The sequence below is a fragment of the Intestinimonas sp. MSJ-38 genome (assembly GCF_018917925.1).
GTDB lineage: Bacteria > Bacillota > Clostridia > Oscillospirales > Butyricicoccaceae > Pseudobutyricicoccus.
This window is the reverse complement of sequence record NZ_JAHLPO010000016.1, coordinates 21,171-37,078: the sequence shown is the minus strand read 5'-3', so window position 1 is coordinate 37,078 and position 15,908 is coordinate 21,171. Positions and strand designations below refer to the sequence as shown.

18 protein-coding genes are annotated in these 15,908 nt (G+C 56.6%); 12 read left to right on the top strand and 6 right to left on the bottom strand.

Annotated elements, in window-relative coordinates; all coding sequences use genetic code 11:
* The first annotated feature begins 303 nt into the window (after positions 1 to 303).
* The 9 genes from KQI26_RS15360 to KQI26_RS10565 all read left to right on the top strand — a co-directional run bounded on the left by KQI26_RS15360 (position 304) and on the right by KQI26_RS10565 (position 5,527).
* Positions 304 to 1,365, top strand: coding sequence for a stage III sporulation protein AB (locus KQI26_RS15360; protein ID WP_253292797.1), 1,062 nt, complete (start codon positions 304 to 306; stop codon positions 1,363 to 1,365).
* The gene (locus tag KQI26_RS10600; protein ID WP_253292798.1) at positions 1,271 to 1,744 is read left to right on the top strand and encodes a stage III sporulation protein AB; all 474 of its coding nucleotides are present in this window, start codon (positions 1,271 to 1,273) and stop codon (positions 1,742 to 1,744) included. Before KQI26_RS15360 ends, KQI26_RS10600 begins: the two co-directional genes overlap by 95 nt.
* 19 nt (positions 1,745 to 1,763) lie before the next feature.
* On the top strand, positions 1,764 to 1,958 hold the full coding sequence (gene spoIIIAC / locus KQI26_RS10595; RefSeq protein WP_118425974.1) for a stage III sporulation protein AC: 195 nt from the start codon (positions 1,764 to 1,766) through the stop codon (positions 1,956 to 1,958).
* A 2-nt stretch (positions 1,959 to 1,960) separates the two neighbouring features.
* Positions 1,961 to 2,344 (top strand): stage III sporulation AC/AD family protein, encoded by a 384-nt coding sequence (locus KQI26_RS10590; protein WP_216504390.1) that lies wholly within the window; start codon positions 1,961 to 1,963, stop codon positions 2,342 to 2,344.
* A 17-nt stretch (positions 2,345 to 2,361) separates the two neighbouring features.
* On the top strand, positions 2,362 to 3,432 hold the full coding sequence (locus tag KQI26_RS10585) for a stage III sporulation protein AE (RefSeq protein WP_216504389.1): 1,071 nt from the start codon (positions 2,362 to 2,364) through the stop codon (positions 3,430 to 3,432).
* Complete coding sequence (locus KQI26_RS10580; protein ID WP_118746866.1) at positions 3,429 to 3,965, top strand: hypothetical protein; 537 nt, start codon at positions 3,429 to 3,431, stop codon at positions 3,963 to 3,965. The genes KQI26_RS10585 and KQI26_RS10580 overlap by 4 nt, the downstream gene beginning before the upstream one ends.
* Positions 3,919 to 4,455 (top strand): hypothetical protein, encoded by a 537-nt coding sequence (locus KQI26_RS10575; RefSeq protein ID WP_216504388.1) that lies wholly within the window; start codon positions 3,919 to 3,921, stop codon positions 4,453 to 4,455. Before KQI26_RS10580 ends, KQI26_RS10575 begins: the two co-directional genes overlap by 47 nt.
* Positions 4,456 to 4,468: 13 nt before the next feature.
* Positions 4,469 to 5,065 carry a SpoIIIAH-like family protein gene (locus KQI26_RS10570; protein ID WP_216504387.1) on the top strand — a complete coding sequence of 199 codons (597 nt, stop codon included), beginning with the start codon at positions 4,469 to 4,471 and terminating at the stop codon, positions 5,063 to 5,065.
* 69 nt (positions 5,066 to 5,134) lie between these two features.
* Positions 5,135 to 5,527, top strand: a complete 393-nt coding sequence (locus tag KQI26_RS10565) for an Asp23/Gls24 family envelope stress response protein (protein WP_118425985.1) — start codon at positions 5,135 to 5,137, stop codon at positions 5,525 to 5,527.
* 266 nt (positions 5,528 to 5,793) lie between these two features.
* Here the strand turns inward: KQI26_RS10565 and KQI26_RS10560 are convergent, their stop codons facing one another.
* Positions 5,794 to 6,246 carry a nucleoside deaminase gene (locus KQI26_RS10560; protein ID WP_216504386.1) on the bottom strand — a complete coding sequence of 151 codons (453 nt, stop codon included), beginning with the start codon at positions 6,244 to 6,246 and terminating at the stop codon, positions 5,794 to 5,796.
* A gap of 76 nt (positions 6,247 to 6,322) precedes the next feature.
* Here KQI26_RS10560 and KQI26_RS10555 point away from each other — a divergent pair, with 76 nt between their 5' ends.
* The 3 genes from KQI26_RS10555 to KQI26_RS10545 all read left to right on the top strand — a co-directional run bounded on the left by KQI26_RS10555 (position 6,323) and on the right by KQI26_RS10545 (position 9,967).
* A complete protein-coding gene (locus tag KQI26_RS10555) occupies positions 6,323 to 6,823 on the top strand; it encodes a YbaK/EbsC family protein (protein WP_216504385.1) in 501 nt (166 codons plus the stop codon).
* A gap of 220 nt (positions 6,824 to 7,043) precedes the next feature.
* Positions 7,044 to 9,089, top strand: a complete 2,046-nt coding sequence (locus KQI26_RS10550) for an LTA synthase family protein (protein WP_216504384.1) — start codon at positions 7,044 to 7,046, stop codon at positions 9,087 to 9,089.
* Between the two features lie 221 nt (positions 9,090 to 9,310).
* Entirely contained in the window at positions 9,311 to 9,967 is a 657-nt protein-coding gene (locus KQI26_RS10545) for a transposase (protein WP_216504383.1), read from the top strand.
* Positions 9,968 to 10,476: 509 nt separating this feature from the next.
* Here KQI26_RS10545 and KQI26_RS10540 read toward each other — a convergent pair.
* The 5 genes from KQI26_RS10540 to KQI26_RS10520 form a co-directional block, all read right to left on the bottom strand.
* Complete coding sequence (locus KQI26_RS10540) at positions 10,477 to 11,658, bottom strand: M20 family metallopeptidase (RefSeq protein WP_216504382.1); 1,182 nt, start codon at positions 11,656 to 11,658, stop codon at positions 10,477 to 10,479.
* Positions 11,659 to 11,681: 23 nt separating this feature from the next.
* A complete protein-coding gene (locus KQI26_RS10535; RefSeq protein ID WP_216504381.1) occupies positions 11,682 to 12,851 on the bottom strand; it encodes a M20 family metallopeptidase in 1,170 nt (389 codons plus the stop codon).
* A 33-nt stretch (positions 12,852 to 12,884) separates the two neighbouring features.
* Complete coding sequence (locus KQI26_RS10530) at positions 12,885 to 14,063, bottom strand: M20 family metallopeptidase (protein ID WP_216504380.1); 1,179 nt, start codon at positions 14,061 to 14,063, stop codon at positions 12,885 to 12,887.
* 30 nt (positions 14,064 to 14,093) lie between these two features.
* Positions 14,094 to 15,338, bottom strand: a complete 1,245-nt coding sequence (locus KQI26_RS10525; RefSeq protein ID WP_216504379.1) for a serine dehydratase subunit alpha family protein — start codon at positions 15,336 to 15,338, stop codon at positions 14,094 to 14,096.
* Positions 15,339 to 15,426: 88 nt separating this feature from the next.
* Positions 15,427 to 15,825 (bottom strand): hypothetical protein, encoded by a 399-nt coding sequence (locus KQI26_RS10520; protein ID WP_216504378.1) that lies wholly within the window; start codon positions 15,823 to 15,825, stop codon positions 15,427 to 15,429.
* Between the last annotated feature and the right edge of the window lie 83 nt (positions 15,826 to 15,908).

Genomic DNA, 15,908 nt, shown 5'->3' with positions numbered 1-15,908 from the left:
GGGTTCCCCGGCGGGCTTCAGACTGTCGAAAAACTTATATAACGAAAAGGGTCGTCCGCCCTACCCCTATCAATCCGCAAAAAGCCGCGACCTGTGCGTGGCTTTTTGCACTTCTCAAGGGGCAAGTGTGCGCCAAAGGCGTGCACGCCGCCCCTTGCAAAAATTCGAAAAAGTGGCCTAAGCCACTTTTTCGACGCGCTCTCGCCCGCCGGGTTCCCCGGCGGGCTTTTTCTTTTGCCAAAAGGACAAGGGGTTCTAAAACGGGAGGACGAGCCGTATATCTTCTTATGGGAGGGACACGGAATGAAAGAGGAAAAACAAAGGAAAGATCTGTTTCAGATGGTGCTGGGGCTTCTGCCTCAGAATCTGGCCCGGGCCGCGGATACCCTGGACGAAGGAGAAAGGCTTACCTGCGAAGAACTGCGTCTGCGGGCCGGACAGCCCTTTCTGGCCCGGGCAAAAGGAAAATGGGTCACGCTGCCCCGGGGCGGAGAGCCGGCAGAGGTGACGGCCGGGGACCTGGATCATCTGCTGGCCCGGTGCACCAGCTATTCGGTGCATACCTACGCACCCCAGATCACCCAGGGCTATGTGCCTTTGCCGGGAGGATGCCGTCTGGGCGTGTGCGGCGAGGGTATTCTGGGAGATCGGGGAGAGATCACCGCTTTCCGCCGGTATTCCAGCGCAAATCTTCGCCTGGCCCGGCAGGTGCCTCACTTGGCCCAACCTCTGCGCCCCTGCCTCACAGAAGAAGGCCAGCTGCAAAGTGTACTGGTGCTTTCGCCGCCGGGAGGGGGCAAAACCACTTTGCTGCGGGAGCTGGTGAAGCTTTATTCGGAGGAAGGCAGCGTATCTTTGGTGGATGAGCGGGGAGAGGTGGCGGCCTGCCGGGAAGGGGTGCCCCAATACGATGTGGGGAGCCAGACCGACATTCTCACCGGCTGCCCCAAGGGACCGGCCATGGAGGCCATGGTGCGGGCCATGGGGCCGCAGTGGATCGCTTTGGATGAGATCACCGGAACGGAAGACTGCGGCGCGATGCTGCTGGCCCGGGGCTGCGGCTGCGGTTTTCTGGCCACGGCCCACGGCAAGGAACCGGAAGATCTGTGGCGCCGTCCGGCCTATCGCAGGTTGGTGGAGGAAGGGGTCTTTTCCCGCCTGGTGCGCATTGTTTCCCGGGAAGGGAAGCGGGTCTATGAAGTCTATGCCATCCGAAAGGAGGACAGTGCAAATGCTGAAAGTGTTGGGAGCGCTGCTCATTACCGGAGGCTTGGGGGCGGCTGGATACTTGACCAGCTTTCTCTTGGCCAAAAGAGCGTCAGCCATCCGGTCCTTTGTGGACGGGCTGACATTGCTCTCCAGTGAGATCGGAGAAAAGCGGACGCCCTTGCCCCGGGCCGCAGCTCTTTGCGCCCGGGAAACCCGAGGGGCCGGGGGACGGTTCTGGGAGGAATTCTGCCGCCTTTTGGACAAGGAACCGGGAGAAGATCTGGCCATGCTCTACCGAAAGGCTCTTTTCCAGGGGGATTGGGGGCTGGAGGGCGGCGATCTGCGGGAGCTGGCCGCTCTGGGGCCGGTCCTGGGCCGCTACTACGGAGATATCCAGGTGCAGGCCATCGCCCAGTGCCAGAAGCGGCTGGAGCGCAATCTTCTGGCGGCGGAGCAGGAAGTAAGCAGCCGGGGCCGGATCGCCCGGGCCGCAGGATTTTCCGCCGGTATCGCTCTGGCGCTGCTGGTGATCTGAAAAAACAGGAGAGAAAACCATGCAGATCGATCTGATTTTCAAAGTGGCAGCCATCGGCATCATTGTGGCGGTGCTGGGCCAGCTGCTCATCCGCTCCGGGCGGGAGGAACAGGCCATGCTCACTACCCTGGCCGGGCTGATCGTGGTGCTGATGATCATCGTCCAGCAGATCGGCCAGCTGTTTGAAACCATCAAAAATGTCTTTGGGTTTTAAATATGGAGCTTGTGATCAAAAGCGCAGCACTGGCCCTGGTGGCTCTGGTGCTGGCGGTATTCCTTCACCGGTACAGCCCTCAGATGGCGCTTCTCACCGCTCTTTGCGCCTGTATGCTGCTGTTATTCTGGCTCATTCCCCAGCTTTCCGCCCTGGTTTCGGCGGCGGGAAACCTGGCCGCCCAGGCCGGGCTCTCCCAGGGGGAACTGCTGCCTTTGGGCAAGGTGATGGCGGTGGCCATCTGCACCCGGCTGACATCGGAACTGTGCCGGGACAACGGAAACCGGGCCCTGGCCGCTCAGGTGGAGCTGTGTGGCGCCGTCTGCGGCCTTTTGTGCGCTCTGCCCTTGGTGAAACAGGCCCTGGGGCTTTTGGGAGCCATCTGAAAAAGAAGGGAGGAGCCATGAAAAAACTGTGCCTTTTGCTGCTTCTTCTGCCTTTGCTGATTCTGCCGGTGCGGGGAGCAGGGCTGGAAGAGGTGCGGGATCAGATGCCGGAAAGCGTGCAGGAAGTTACCACCGATCTGGGGGATTCCATGGTGTCCTCCTCCGGTCGCTCCCTGCTGGAAAAAGGGGTGGGGCTGTGGCGGCAGCATCTGCGGGAGTCCTGCAAGGCATCGCTGTCCATTTTGGCGGTGTGCGTGCTTCTGGGGCTGGGGCAGAGTTTTGCAGGAGCCTCGGGCATTACCCTGCCGGGAAACCTTTTGTCCATGGCAGGGGTGTGCGCCGTGGCCCTTATCGCCCTAGCGGGCACAGGGAGCCTGCTCACCGCCTGCCAGGAAGCTTTGGAGGAAATGGACGCCTTGCTCAAAGGGATGATGCCTGCTTTTGTGTCAGCCATGGCAGCCTCGGGCAATCCGGTATCTTCGGTGATGGCCTCCAGCGCCACGCTGATGGGGGCGGGACTTCTGCTCTCTTTGGGAAAGAACCTGGTGTTTCCCGCCATCCGGCTGTTCATCATTTTGTGGGCCGCAGGGCTGATGAGCGAAAACCCCACCTTGCAAAAGGCGGCGGGTTTTCTCCGGTGGCTGTGTTTTGCCTCATTCAAAATTCTGCTCATCGGCTTTACCATGTATATCACCATGTCCGGCGTCATGTCCTCCGGGGCCGACGCCGCAGCGGTGAAAGCGGCCCGGGTGACCATTTCCGGGGTGGTGCCGGTGCTGGGTTCTATTTTGTCCGACGCCTCCGACACCCTGCTCACCGGCGCACGGGTGCTGAAAAACGGGGTGGGGGTCTTTGGCATGATTGCGGCAGTGGCCGTTTGCCTGTCTCCCTTTATCCGCTGTCTGTGCTTTTCTCTGGTTTATAAGGCGATGGCTGCTTTGGGCCATTCCTTTTCCGGCGGCACAGTCTCCCGGATGCTGGACGGCGTGGGGGATGCCTATGCCATGGCCCTGGGGCTGCTGGGCAGTTGCTGCGCCCTGGTGTTCATTTCCATGGTGGTGTGTACGGCGGTGGTGAATGGCACATGATGGAGAATATTCTGTTTCTGGCCCGGCGGCTTTTTCTCTGCGGAATGCTTTCGGCCCTGGGCATGACCCTGGTGAAGGGAAGCAGCCAGGAAAACACCATGCGCCTGTGCTGCGCCTGTCTGATGGTCATCACCATTTTCGGTGCGCTGCCCCAGATGAAAACCGGGATGGATTGGTCCTTTCCCCAGAAGGAAACCATGGAACAGGCCGCCCAAAGAGGTCTGGAAGAAGGGTGGGAGAGCCAGAAGGAGCTGATCTGCACCCAGGCGGAGGAATATCTGGAGAGCCGTGCCCTGGATCAAGGGATCTCGTGCCGGGCCGTAGTGGAAGGGGAGATCGACGAAGAGGGCGTTTTTTCGGTAAAGAAGGCAGAAATTCTCCCGGCGGCTTCCCTCAGTGCCCGGGAAAAGGAGACCCTGCGCCGTTTGGCAGAGGAAAGCCTGGGGCTTGCAGGAGAGCAGGTCATCATCGGAGAAGGAGAGGGACATGGAGAAGAAATGGACGATGCCGGAATATATCCGGAAGGCCTTTGATAGATATAAGTATGTCCTGCTGGTGTGCTGCATAGGGTTGGTGCTGGCCCTGTGGCCTTCCGGCGGGGGAGGGACAGCAAAGCAAACGGAAGCGGAAGGGTCAGGCGTCCTTTGGGAAGAAGCCGCCCCCGATGCTTTGGAAGAGCAGCTGGCCCGTCTCCTGGGCAAGATGGAGGGAGTGGGCCGGGTGGAGGTGCTTCTCACCCTTCGCCAGGGAAGCCGGCAAAACTATGCCTATAACAGCAGCACCAGGGAAGATGGAGGTGAGGCCCAGTTCGGGAGAGAAGAGCAGAAAGAGCTGGTGGTCATCAGTCAGGGTGGGGAAGAAAGCCCGGTGGTGTCTAGCGTCAGCGGTCCGGAATACCAGGGAGCGGTGGTCCTGTGCGACGGGGCCGACGACCCCAGGGTGTGTCTGGAAATCACCCAGGCCATTCGCTCGCTGACGGGGATCACCTCCGATCACATCAAAATTTCCAAAATGAAACAGTAGGAGGAAGCACGGTATGGTCATCAAAAGAAAAAGCGCGATTTATTCGGTGATCGCCCTCATGCTCTGCGTGGCGGTCTATCTCAACTGGAGCTATCAGCGGGGCGGAGAAGGAGGGGAGACAATGCAAACCAGCCAGACCGACGACAACAAGATCCTGGGAGAGAGCCAGCTGGTGGATAAGACCGAAAGCGGCGAGGAGCCTCTGGAAACCGCTTCGGGAGAGAAAGAGCAGCCAGAGGGCGAGACCACGGCCGCTTCCGACTATTTCTCTCAGGCCCGGCTTTCCCGGCAGCAGGCCAGAGACGAGGCGGTGAGCATTTTCAAGCAGACCAGTGAGAATCCTTCTGCTGACGCCCAGTCCAAGGAGCAGGCCGAGGCCTCCATTGCCACCATGGCGGAAAACGCCGTGAAAGAGGCCCGCATCGAAAACCTGGTGGTGGCCAAGGGATTTGCCGACTGCGTCACCTTCATCAACGAAGAAGGGGTCAATGTGATCGTGCAGAAAACCGAAAACAGCCTGGGGGAAGAGGATGTGGCCAAAATAAGGGACATCGTCATGAGTGAAACCGATTTTGCCGCCGATGTGATCAAAATTATTGAAACCGCCTGATTTCTCTTGCATGAAGGCCCCGGATAGGGTACAATATATTGTACATATTCATCCGAGGAGGAATGAGACATGAGCGATGTAAAGGAGTACTGGCCCTGCGCCGGAGAGATCGCCGATGGCAATATAAAGATTTCTGAGGATGTGTTGGCTTCCATCGCCACCATTGCCGTCACCGAGACCGAAGGCGTGGCGGCGGCCGCTTCCACCGTGGGGGCGGAGATCACCGAGATGTTCAGCGGCCGCAAGGGCAGTACGCCTCGGGGCGTCAAGATCCGTTTTGACGAGGAAGTTCAGGGTTGTGTGGTGGAATGCAGCGTCATTCTCAAATATGGCAGCTCGGTCACCGAAACCGCAGGCAATCTGCAGAAAAATGTGAAGACCGCCATCGAATCTATGGCCGGCATCAAAGTGGCCCGGGTGGATGTGCAGGTCTGCGGCATCCAGCTGCCCAAAAAACAGTAAAAGCCCCATCGCCTTCCGCGCCAGAAGAGCCGGCCGCCCAAGCGGCCGGCTTGAGCGTGTCGAAAAAGTGGCTTAGGCCACTTTTTCGAGTTTTTGCAAGGGGCTGTATGCACGCCTTTGGCGCACACTTGCCCCTTGAGAAGTGCAAAAAGCCACGCACAGGTCGCGGCTTTTTGCGGATTTATAGGGGTAGGGCGGACGACCCTTTTCGTTATATAGGTTTTTCGACAGTCTGAAGCGGAGAGGATGTGGTCCTCTCCGCTTTTTTATCGGCTTTCCCGCAGTGTGCGGAAAAATTCTTCCAACAGGCAGGAGCATTCCGCCTCCAGCACACCGGCCACCACCTGGGGACGGTGGTTGAAATCCTCCCAGAACAGGTCCAGCACGCCTCCCATGGCTCCTCCTTTGGGGTCCCGGGCCCCGAAAAACACCTGAGGGATGCGGGATTGCAAAATGGCCCCGGCGCACATGGGACAGGGTTCCAGGGTCACATACAAAGCGCAGTCGGAAAGACGCCAGCGGCCTAAAGTCTGGCAGGCCTCATTGATGGCTTCGATCTCGGCATGGAGAAGGGCATTTTGCTTTTCTTCCCGCCGGTTGCGGCCCCGGCCTACCACCTGGTCACCTTGTACTACCACGCATCCCACCGGCACATCCCCGGTGTCCAGAGCCTGCCGGGCCAGTTCCAGGGCCTGCATCATATACTCTTTGGGTTCCATGAGAAAAGCCCCCTTTTGACAGCAAAGATCATTTGCATTATACTGCAAAGAAGCAAAGAAAAAAAGGTGGTACAGCATGGACGAGATGAAAGAAGAAATGGAGAAGATCCTCCATACATTAAAAGAAAAAGGGGTAGACTTCGAGGAATATCACCACGAGGCGCTGGACAATGTGCTGCAGCGGGAAGAGAAAGATCTGTGTTTTGACGCGAAGATCTGCAAAAACTTGTTTGTCACCACCCGGAAACGGGATCGGGTGTTTTTGGTGATGGTGGAAGCCCATAAGAAAGCCGATCTCCACCGGTTGGCCCAGGCCCTGGGAACCACCCATCTGGGGTTTGCGCCCCAGGAACTGTTGGCAGAGCGCTTGGGGCAGAAGCCCGGGGCCGTAGGCCCCCTGGGTATCCTCCACGATCGCCAGGGAACGGTGGAAGTGGTGTTTGACGAAAGCCTGCGCCAGGCCAGCCGGGTGGCCATGCATCCCAGCGTCAATACAGCCACCGTGGTGCTGCCTTTTGAGCAACTGGAAGATCTGATTCGAAAAAATGGAAATTTAATCTATTTTATGAATTTTTAACAAAAAATATGGAAAAAACTCCTTGTTTGTCCATCTTTCTGGTGGAGATGACCCAAGAATTTGGTAAAGAGCGAGAAAAAAGTTTGCAATTTGTTTGTAGAATCTCCGGGAGGATTGTATTATAATGTGTCATATCAATGCGTAAGCCCGGCTATTTGCCGGAAATACAGGCTCCCGACCGCCGGCAAAGACCGGCCAGACAGAAAGGGGAAGATTCCTGATGGAGACCCTGATGAAATACAAGGCCAAGCCGCTGTTCTCCCGATCCAAAGAAAAGGATCGTGCTGCTGAAAAAAAGGGTAAGGGCGGCAATGTGCTCAGTTGGGCACCGGTTCAGATCTTGCTGCTGGCCTTGGGACTCAATCTTTTGATCGAACTGCTCAACCACAAGGGATTGGGCGGGCTGCTGTCCTTTATCGGCGAGCACCCGTTGGCGTTTTTTGCCAACTGTTTGATCATTCTGGTGACGCTGGTTCCCGCCCTGTTTTTCAAACGGCGCATATTCTATATGGGCATGGTGGGCATCGTCTGGGCCATTGGCGGTATCGCCAACGGTATTATTATCCTCAACCGCATGACTCCCTTTACCACAGCGGACCTGGCGGTGTTCGCCACCGGCTTTGAGATCCTGCCCACCTATTTCACCAAGTTTGAAATAGTGCTGCTGGTCCTGGCCGCTGTTGTGGTGATTACAGCTGCGGTTCTGCTCTTTTTGAAAGGACCCAAGAGCAAGGACCCCCTTCCCCGTCGTTTGCTGGTGGGCGTGGCGGCCACTGTGCTGACAAGCTGTGCTTTGGGCCTGACCATCAAGCAGGGGCTGGAAGGCGGCGGCCTTTCCACCATCTTCAGCAATCTGGCCTATGCTTATGAAGACTATGGCTTTGGTTATTGCTTTGCCAACACCTGGCTCAATGTGGGCATCCGTACCCCAAAGGACTATTCCGCCGAGGACATGGGCCGGATCATGAGCGAGATGGATGACAATGCCGCAGCGCTCCCCCAGGGAGAAGCCATGACTGATGTGAATGTGGTCTATGTGCAGCTGGAATCCTTTTTTGATCCTCAGCAGATCAAAGGGCTGGAGTTCAATGAGGACCCGCTGCCTAACTGGCATGCACTGCAGGAAGAGTACACTACAGGCTTTCTCACAGTACCGGTGGTGGGGGCCGGCACGGCCAACACCGAGACTGAAGTGCTCACCGGTATGAGCACCCGGTTCTTTGGTCCTGGAGAATATCCCTATAAGACTGTTCTGACGGAAAATACCGCCGAAAGTGTGGCCTATATTCTGAAGGATCTGGGGTATGGCACCCATGCGGTGCATAATCACCGGGGTGTTTTTTATGGCCGGAACAAGGTCTATAAGAACCTGGGATTTGATACCTTTACTTCTATGGAATATATGTCCAACACATCCATGACTCCCAAGAACTGGTGTAAGGACAAGGTGCTCACTGGAGAGATCGAAGCGGCGCTGGATTCCACCGATACGCCGGACCTGGTGTACACGGTTTCGGTGCAGGGGCACGGCAAATACCCTACTGTTCCGGAATTGGAGGACCCGGCCATCACCGTGGAGAGCATTCCCAATGAGGAGCAGCACTATTCCATGGAATACTACGCCAACCAGATCCATGAAATGGATGAATTCATCGGCGAGCTGGTGGAAATGCTGGAAAATCGGGATGAGAAAACCATTCTGGTGCTGTATGGCGACCATTTGCCTGCTTTGCAGATGGACGAGGATACTCTGCTGACCCATGACCTTTACAAGACCGAATACCTGATCTGGAACAATTTCGGCCTGGAGAAAGAGGACGAGGGGATCAAAGCCTACCAGCTCACTTCCAAGGTGCTGGCCAGCATGAATATCAGCGACGGCATCTTCAACCGGTATCATCAGACCTGCAAGGATGAGAGCACCTATCTGCTGGACCTGCGGAAGCTGCAGTATGACCAGCTGTATGGGGAGCATTATGTCACCGGTGGCGAGCCGGCTTATGAGCCTACCGATATGAAGATGGGTGTGCGGCCTATTCGGGTCACTGGTTATATCAAGCTGGAAGAAACCTGGTATCTGGAGGGTGAAAACTTCACGCCTTACAGTAAGGCTACGGTCAATGGAAAGATTCTGGAGACCGAATATCTCAATGGCCACCTGTTACGAGTGATCGACGATAAACTGATCCAGGAAGTGGATGAGGTGAGCGACATCAAGATCAGCCAGGTGGAAAAATACAAAGAAGTGCTCAGTGTAACGGAATAAGGAAAGAAGGCTGTCCCAGATGGCCCGATGTCAGTAAGTTAAGCTGACAAATCCTCCTACCCTCAGAAATGAGAGGGTAGGAGGATTTTTTTCGTAATAATTCAAAACAGGGCTTGACAAAAGCATCATTTCGTGCGGCCATTTTGCTAACTTCGGTTAGCAAAATGGCCTTTGTAGTTAGAAGCGTGTCCCGACACGCCAAACTACGAGGAGGCTTACTTATGAATCCAAAAACCGTAAAAAAAGCGCTGAAAGATGCAATTCAAGCTATGACAGACTACAAATGGCTCTTTTCCGCAAGACCCGGCAAAGACAATACCAGGAACAGGAAGTTTCCCTTTCAAAAAGTGATTCCCTTCATCCTGGCCTTTAGAGGCGGAACGCTTAACCACGAAATTATGGATTTCTTTGGCTTGGATCCCTCTGCGGGAACTTCTTCTGCTTTTATCCAACGACGATCTACAATCCTTCCAGAGGCGTTTGAATCCCTATTCCATGACTTCTCCAGAAGTGTCGACGAAAACAAGCTGTACAGAGGCCTCCGTCTTCTTGCCGTTGACGGCTCCGATTTGCAGATCGCAGCCAATCCCAAAGACCCGGATTCCTACTATCCGGGGGTAAACGGGCAGAGAGCATACAACCTGCTGCATATCAACGCTATGTATGATTTGCACCAGCACATTTATGTGGATGCCCTTGTTCAGAAAAGCAGAAAGGCTGACGAATCCGCTGCATTAACTGCCATGGTAGATCGCTCTGCTATTGAAAGTGCTTTGCTCCTTGCGGACAGAGGCTATGAATCCTATAACAATCTTGCTCACATTCAGGAGAAGGGCTGGAATTTCTTGATCAGAATCAAGGACGGCACAGCAACTTAAAACACACTCTGGGACTTCTTCATTTACACGCAAAAAAGGTGGAGTTCGTTCTCCAGGAGATTTTTGCCAAACTCACCATGTACAACTTCTGCGAATTGATTACACAGTCCGTAGTCATCCGGCAGGCACAGAAAACGCATACCTATAAGGTTAATTTCTCTGATGCAGTACATATTTGCAGACAATTCTTCCTTGGAGATGTCCCTCCACCCATTCTTGAAGCCATGCTTATGAGATATATTTCGCCCATTCGCCCCGGTCGAAAAGATACTCGTAAGCTTACGCAGAAATCTTCTGCCAGCTTCACCTATAGAGTAGCATAATTCTTGTGATTTGAACATTCTTTTTAAAGCGGATTTTCCGATCCGCTTTGTTGTCATGCCCTAATGTCGCAAAAGACAGCACACAGCTTGCTTTCGCTTTGCTGTGTGCTGTCTTTGTGAGGTTCCTTACTTGCTAACTAAGTGACATTGGGCAATGAGCCTCAGGGATTTTTATATGGGGAAAACTTATTTTGTCAGATAGCTGTAAGCGGCCTGGGCATAGGCAGCAGCGCCGGCGGCCAGACCGTCTTCGTCGAAGATGATCTTGGGATGGTGCAGGGGATAGACCTGCTCCTGGTGGCTGGTGCTGCCCACAGAGAAGGAGCAGGAGGGCACCCGGGAGCTGATGAAGGAAAAGTCCTCGCTGCCCATGCTCTTGGTATAGGACATGGGAGGAATGTCCACGCCTTCCTGGCCGATGGTCTCCTGAAGCCAGGTGTGCAGCTGCTGGCTGAACTCCGGATCGTTGATGAGGGGAGGAATGCCCCGGGGACGGTCAAAGGTCAGCTGGCAGCGGTAGGCATCGGCGATGCTCTGGGCCACCTGCTGCATCCGGTCCAGGGTAAACTGGCGGGCTTCGTCGTTGAAGGTGCGCAGAGTACCGGTGAACTCGCAGTCCTCAGGGATGATGTTGCTGGCTGTGCCGGAATGGAAGGTGCAGATGGACAGGGCGGTAGGCTCCTGCACATCCACTTCATACCGGCCGATGTCCCCAAAGGCCTCAGCGATCTTGATGGCGCAGGTGATGGGGTTGATGGACTGATGGGGCCGGGCGCCGTGGCCACCTTTGCCGTGGAGATGTACCACGAACCGGTCACTGGAAGCGCTGCAAGGCCCGCTTTTCAGCATGATCTGGTTGGTCTTGACAATGTCGGAGGCCATGTGGGCCATCACAGCCACATCGGGCTTGTATTTGTCCAGAAGGCCGTTTTCCACCATCATCCGGGCGCCGGTGCCGTCGGTGCCCTCTTCGTCGGGCTGGAACATCAGGATCACCTGGCCTTGCAGTTCCTCTTCGTGCTTTTTCAGCAGGGCGGCAGCGGTGAGCAGCATGGAGGTGTGGCAGTCGTGGCCGCAGGAGTGCATGACCCCGTCACATTCCGAGGCAAAGGGCAGACCGGTCTCCTCGCCCATGGGCAGGGCGTCCATATCGGCCCGGAGCAGGATCTTTTTCCCTTCTTTTTTGCCGATGACGCCCACAATGGCGCAGGGGCCGATCTCTTCCCAGGAGATGCCCATGTCATCCAGGGCTTTTTCCACCAGGGCCGTGGTCTGGGGCAGACGGCAGCCCAGCTCGGGATGGTGATGGATCTGCCGGCGCCAGGCCAGCAGCTGTTCGTTCATCTCTTTGGCCTCTTTGTACATCATGTGGATTCACTCTCCTTTCTGAGTTATTTCAAATAAGACAGGGCGGCCTGGGCATAGGTGGCGGCCCCATAGGCAAAGGCTTTTTCGTCAAACTGCACCTTGGGATGGTGAGCGGGGAAGTGGGGGATGTCCGGATTGGAGGCCCCCAGGCTGAGGGAGCAGGAGGAGATCTTCTGGGACACATAGGCGAAGTCCTCGCTGCCCATCATTCGGCTGCTGTCCAGAGGCAGCACTTCCACCCCTTCCAGATCTCGTTTCAACATGGCATACAGCTCATCGGAGAAGGTTTCCTCGCTGTAATTGCTGGGGGTGGAGAAGTCATTATAGAATTCAAAGGTGCACCGGTAGAGGGAGCAGATTTTTTCCACCGTTTCCTGGATGCGGCTGAGCAGATTGGCCCGCACTTCTTCGTTGAAGGTGCGCACGGTACCTCGGATCTCGCAGTCGTTGGGAATGATATTATAGGTGGTGCCTGCATGAATGGAGCAGGTGTTGACCACGGTGGGCTGCTGGGGGTCCACTTCGTAGCGGCCGATGTCGGTGAAGGCCTCCACGATCTTGGCGGCGGCAAAGATAGGGTTGATGCTGTTTTGGGGAGAAGCGCCATGGCCGCCCTTGCCGTGGAGGATGATCCGATAATTGTCGCTGGAAGCGGCAATGGTGCCCCGGCTCAGCTTGACCTGGCCGGTCTGATAGGGCTCACCGGCGATGTGGATGGCCACAGCGTGATCGGGCTTGGGATTTTCCAGGCAGCCGTCCTCGATCATGGAGCGGGCGCCGGACAGTGTCTCCTCGCCCGGCTGGAACATCAGGATCACAAGGCCCTGGAGCTCCTCTTCATGGGCTTTCAGCAGTTTGGCTGCACCCAGCAGCATGGCGGCATGGGTGTCATGACCACAGGCGTGCATTTTCCCCGGGCACTGGGAGGCATAGGGCAGGCCAGTGTCCTCGGTGAGGGGCAGAGCATCCATATCTCCCCGGAGAAGGATGCTTTTGCCTCCTTCTTTGCCGATATAACCCAGCACGCCGCTCTGGCCGCAGGGACGGAAACGGACGCCCATTTTCTTCAGTTCTTCCTGGACTTTGGCAGCGGTTTTGGGCAACTCCAGCCCCAGTTCGGGATTTTCATGGAAATACCGGCGCCAGCCGATGATCTCTTGCTCCATGGCCTGGGCTTCCTGCAAAAGGCTCATAGGTAACACTCCTTTTTGGATTATTTTCTTATTTTATTCCGCATTGTTTAAGTAAGAAAGGGCGATCTGCACATAGGCGGCAGTGCCATAGACAAAGCAGTTTTCGTCAAAAACCACTTTGGGATGGTGGCCGGGATAGGCCTGGCCTTCCGGGCTGGTGCTGCCCAGGGAGAGCATGGCTGAGGGGATGCGCTGGGTGACAAAGGAAAAGTCCTCGCTGCCCATGGCTTTGCCGGTCTGGAGGGGAATCAGGTCGATTTCCGGCAGATCCTTTGTCAGCAGATCCTGGAGCTTCTGGCAGAAGTCCGGGTCGCTCTTGGTGCTGGGAGCGCTTTGGCCGATGTACCACTCGGCCTGGCAGCGATAGAGCTCAGCCACCTGGTGCATGGCCTTCTGGAGCCGGTCCAGCAGCCAGGTCCGCTCTTCTTCGTCAAAGGTGCGGATGGTGCCCATCACCTGGCACTCATTGGGGATGATGTTGTAGGTGGAACCGGCGTGGAGGGCGCAGATGTTCACCACAGTGGGCTTCTGGGGATCGATCTCATAGCGGGCGATATCCTCAAAGGCTCCGATGAGTTTGACGGCGGCATAGATGGGGCTGATGCTGTCTTGGGGAGAAGCGCCGTGACCGCCCTTGCCGGTGAGAGTCACCCGGAAGCCGTCGCTGGAAGCCATGCAGTTGCCGCTTTTGATGGCCAGCTGGCCGGTTTGCAGACGGTCGGCGGCGATGTGAATGGCGATGGCCCGCTCCGGTTTGGGATCTTCCAGGCATCCGGCGGCGATCATATCCCGGGCGCCGGTGAGCCCTTCTTCGTCGGGCTGGAACATGAGAATGGCAAGGCCGGGTAGTTCGCTTTCATGCTCTTTCAGAATTTTGGCCGCGCCCAGCAGCATTGCGGTATGGGTGTCGTGGCCGCAGGAGTGCATGGCTCCGGGGCACTGGGAGGCAAAGGGCAGGCCGGTTTTTTCCTCCATGGGCAGTGCGTCCATGTCAGCTCGCATCAATATGCTATGGCCGCCCTTTTTGCCGATATAGGCCATAAAGGCGTTGGGGATCACTTCCCGGTATTCCACGCCCCATTCATCCAGCTTCTGCCGCACCAAAGCGGCGGTCTGGGGCAGGTTTTGCCCAATCTCCGGATGCTGGTGGATCTGCCGCCGCCAGGCGATGATCTCCTGTTCGATGGCACGGGCTTCCTCAAATGCGTTCATAACATCTCCTCCTTTTGCGGATACACTTTTCTATTTTTCAAAAAGAATCTCCAGAATGGTCTCTTCGGTATGGGTCATGCCGGGGCAGGCAATGCGCCCCATATTCTGCATGGTTTTTTCCGGGGTGCTGCCCAGGATGCTGTGGCGGCTATCCACGGCTAGGGACTGGAGGGCCAGGCGGCTCATATCCCAGGCGCACTGTACACCGGCTCTGGCCTTGAGGGCACAGCCCTGGTTTCCGCCGTGGCAGATCATGCCGGTGAGGGAAGCGGCCATGTTCTGTACCGCCAGGGCGATCTGCTCATCGCTTCCCCCGAAGAGCAACACCAGGCCGCAGGCCGTACCGGTGCCACCAGCCAAAGCACAGCCGCACAGGGCAGACAGGCGGCCGGAATATTCTTTGATGTAAATGGTCACAAGACAGCTGAGAGCCAGAGCACGCAGCAGTTCTTCCCGGCTCTTCCCACTTTTTTGGGCCGCGCCCAGCAGGGGCATGGTGGCCAGAATGCCGTGGCTGCCGCTGCCGGTGAGGCTCATGGCTGGGGCCGAGGCTCCACGCACCCGGGCTTCGATGGCGCCGCAGGCCAGGTAGGTCATCTCATCCAGGATACTCTCCCGATTTCCTGCCAGCACCCGGGTCAAAGGCAACTTATTTTCCTGCTCTCCCGCCTGTAAAAGGGCCTGATTCATGGCAAGGGCATCCTCCAGGAAGCGGAATTCTTCCATGGGAGCCTGGCGCACATACTGGCACAGCTCCTGCAGGGTATAACCGCAGATCTCCTGGCAGGGATCCTGCTGCTGGGGAGAGGGAGGATCGTTTTTTAGAACCACGCCGTCCTTTTCCAGATAGGTCAGGCCGGTGTGGGTGTTTTCCAACCGGGCCACGCCCTGGTGGCCGCCTCCTTTCACCCGGGCTTCGATGAAGATCTCCGGGGCCAGGCGGCACATTTCCACTGTAACGGCTCCTTTTTCCAAAAGGGCCTGGGCCTGTGCATGGACGCCCTCCGGCAGATTTTCCAAAGCGGCCAGACCTTTTTCGGCATCGCCGCCCAAGGCTCCTAGGGCCGCCGCCCAGGCGCAGCCTTCTTCCTCTGTGCCGGGAATGGCGCAGGTGAAGGCGTTTTTATAGATGCCGGAATTGACTCCCAGCCAGATTTTTTCCACCTGGGGCACCTGGGCCCGGGCCAGAGCGCAGGCATAGGCAATGGCGCCCGGTTCGGTGACGCCATAGGCCGGGGCCATATCCTGATAGATCAGTTGGGCCAGCTGTTTCATAAAAGCTCTCCTATAAATTCAGTGTGCGGACAAATTCCATTTCCCATGATACACCCCTGGGGGAAAAGGTTCAACCGATTGGGGAAATTTACCTGGGATATCCCAGAAGATTTTGCAGGGCCGGGGTGATAGCCCCATCGCACTCAGCAGGGGAAAGACCCTGGTCTTTCAGCTGCTGCCGCTGCTCTTTCAGCTGCCGGTAGGCCGTCAGCATCTGCTCATCACGATAAAGGAGAGCCACGGCTTTGCCTTCCAGATCCTCTTCCCGGGCCAGTTGGGAGGGGAGAAAGGCGGAGTCGATCCACACCGACACACCATAGTGCCCGGCCACCTCATAAAGGGCCTTTTCCAGCTGGGGCAGGTCCTTTTGATCAATGGGCGGGGAGAGGGCCAGTTTTTTTACTCCTTGCTGCACCATTTCGCAGAAGGCCGCCGCCATGCCCAGCTGAAAAGAAAGCAGATCGAACGCTTTGTAAGACGATGTCATGCTCCATTCCTCCTTGGGTGATTATGAATAAAAGAACGGGGATTCATCAATAGAAACGATTGGACATATGGAATAAACTGTGG